This is a genomic window from Streptomyces incanus, from assembly GCF_042656345.1.
In the GTDB taxonomy this organism is placed as follows: Bacteria; Actinomycetota; Actinomycetes; order Streptomycetales; family Streptomycetaceae; genus Streptomyces; species Streptomyces incanus.
Genome location: NZ_JBHSPC010000190.1, coordinates 1 through 2,451, shown reverse-complemented (window position 1 = coordinate 2,451; position 2,451 = coordinate 1). Strand labels below are relative to the sequence as shown.

The 2,451-nt window shown below is 61.4% G+C and carries 1 pseudogene; it reads left to right on the top strand.

Going from position 1 to position 2,451, the window contains the following annotated elements:
- The first annotated feature begins 577 nt into the window (after positions 1-577).
- A pseudogene (locus ACFP2V_RS38610) lies at positions 578-2,387 on the top strand (reverse transcriptase/maturase family protein).
- The last annotated feature ends 64 nt before the right edge of the window (positions 2,388-2,451 follow it).

Genomic DNA, 2,451 nt, shown 5'->3' with positions numbered 1-2,451 from the left:
GGTCCCACTGGCAGCCGGTGCGGGTCTGGTACAGGATCGCGTTCAGTGCGCCATGAGGCGCCTTGTTATATCCCCGGTTCAGCCGGGATGAACTCGGAGGGAGGTTCTTGGGTCCAATGGCTTACCTGAATCCGAAAGGTGAAGGGGACCGCAGCATGCCAGAAAAGCGGCGACCGGGCTCAGGCATTAGGGGCGGTGCGTTGCGGGACCCGCGTGATAGGGCGAAAGCTGGATTGCCTGAATCCCAATCCCCAGGAGATTAAAGATCGAATCCATCGGAAAAGTGCCTGAAACCGATGCTGCATCCTGCGTTGGGGCAGTGAACGACCCGGCGCAACCTCTGTGGTGCGGAGCGATGTCCAACGAGGGCATTCAAGGGGATGAGTGGGACGCCTAAGTCGCGCTATTACGTATAACAAGGACGAACATGGGATCGCCTAAGGGGTGTTAACCCTATGGCGACGGAGGCCCCGTAGTAGTCGCCGGAGTCACGACCGGCCAAGGAGGACGGGAAGGCCGTCCGCACGGGCGAAGGGGGCCAGGTGATCGGACACCAAAGTATGGGGAGGCATGCGAAATGCAGAGCGCCGAAACGGTGCTAGGTGTCCTCCGTGATCGCGGCAGGCGCGGCCTGTCGTGTGACGAACTGTATCGGCAGTTTATTCAACCCGCATTTGTATCTGCTGGCCTACGGGCGTTTGTACTCCAACAAGGGAGCGATGACACCCGGAGTCACCGGGGAGACTGTGGACGGCATGTCACTGGGCAAGATCGACCGCATCATCGATGCACTGCGCCACGAGCGCTACCGATGGAGCCCGGCCAGGAGGGTCTACATCCCGAAGAAGCGGGGCAGTACGAATTTGCGCCCGCTTGGCCTGCCGCCATGGTCGGACAAACTCGTCGGTGAAGTGATCCGTCTGCTCCTTGAGGCGTATTACGAACCAACGTTTTCCGACTCCTCTCACGGTTTCCGTCCCCAACGAGGCTGCCACACCGCGCTCCGTAAGGTGGTGAACACCTGGAAAGGGACTACCTGGTTTGTCGAGGGTGATATCACTCAGTGCTTCGACCGGCTGGATCACTCGGTCATGCTCGGGGTTCTGGGTGAGAAAATCCATGACAACCGGTTCCTGCGGCTTATGCGAAACATGCTGGAAGCCGGATACATGGAGGACTGGGTCTGGAACGCCACGCTGAGCGGGAGTCCGCAAGGCGGGGTTGTCTCCCCGATCTTGTCCAATATCTACCTGCACAGGTTGGATGAGTTCGTCGAGAAGGTTCTGATTCCGGAATACACCCGAGGAAGCGTCAAAGCGCCAAACCACACCTATCAAAGGTTACAGGGGACGCTCCGGCGCGCACGCATGCGAGGTGACCGCACGATGGTGCCCAAACTGCGCAAGCAACTCCGCACCATGCCCAGCGGGGATCCGCAGGATCCCCGCTACCGGCGGCTGCGGTATGTGCGTTATGCCGACGACACTCTGCTCGGGTTCACCGGACCGAAGGCCGAAGCCGAGGAAATCAGAGAGCGTCTGACCCAATTCCTGCGAACCGAGCTCAAGTTGGAGCTCTCGCCGGAAAAGACACTCATCACACACGCCCGAACCGGGGCGGCGAGATTCCTAGGCTATGACATCACCGTTCGGCACAACGACCGCAAGGTCACGGGCAAACGACGGGCCGTCAACGGGACGGTCGGTCTGCATGTCCCCCGTTCGGTGGTATCGGTCAAGAGCGCCCCGTATCTCAAACGCGGCAAACCCGCGTATCGGCCCGAGCTGATCAACGAGGACGACCGTGTCATCGTCAGCACCTACGGAGCCGAGTTCCGGGGCATAGCCCAGTACTACCTGCTGGCCGGCGACGTCTTCCGGCTCTACCGACTGCGGTGGGCGATGGAGACGTCGATGCTGATGACGCTGGCTGCCAAGCATCGCTCGTCGGTGTCGAAGATGGCCAAGAAGTACAAGGCCAAAGTCGACACCCCGTACGGGCCTCGCACGTGCTTCGAAGCCCGCATCGAACGCCAAGGCAGGAAGCCACTGGTCGGACGGTTCGGCGGTTTTCCGCTGAGACGGCAAAAATGGGCGACCCTCACGGATCGCCAATCACCCCCGGCCACCGTCAAGCGCAGGCAGCTGGTCACCCGGCTCCTGGCCGGACGGTGCGAGTTCTGCGGGAGGACCGGCGCGATGGAAGTCCACCACGTCTCCAAACTCGCCGACCTCGACAAGCCGGGACCGAAACCCGACTGGGCGACCCTCATGGCAAAACGACGCCGCAAGACCCTCGTGGTCTGCATGCCGTGCCATCAGGACATCCACACCGGGAAGCCGCTCTCAACCATCACGGGGCAGTCACTGGAGAGCGACGTGCAGTGAAAGCTGCATGCGTCGTTCGGGCTGGGGGTCGTCGGAAAAGGGCCTGCACAACAGGTGCCTCGCC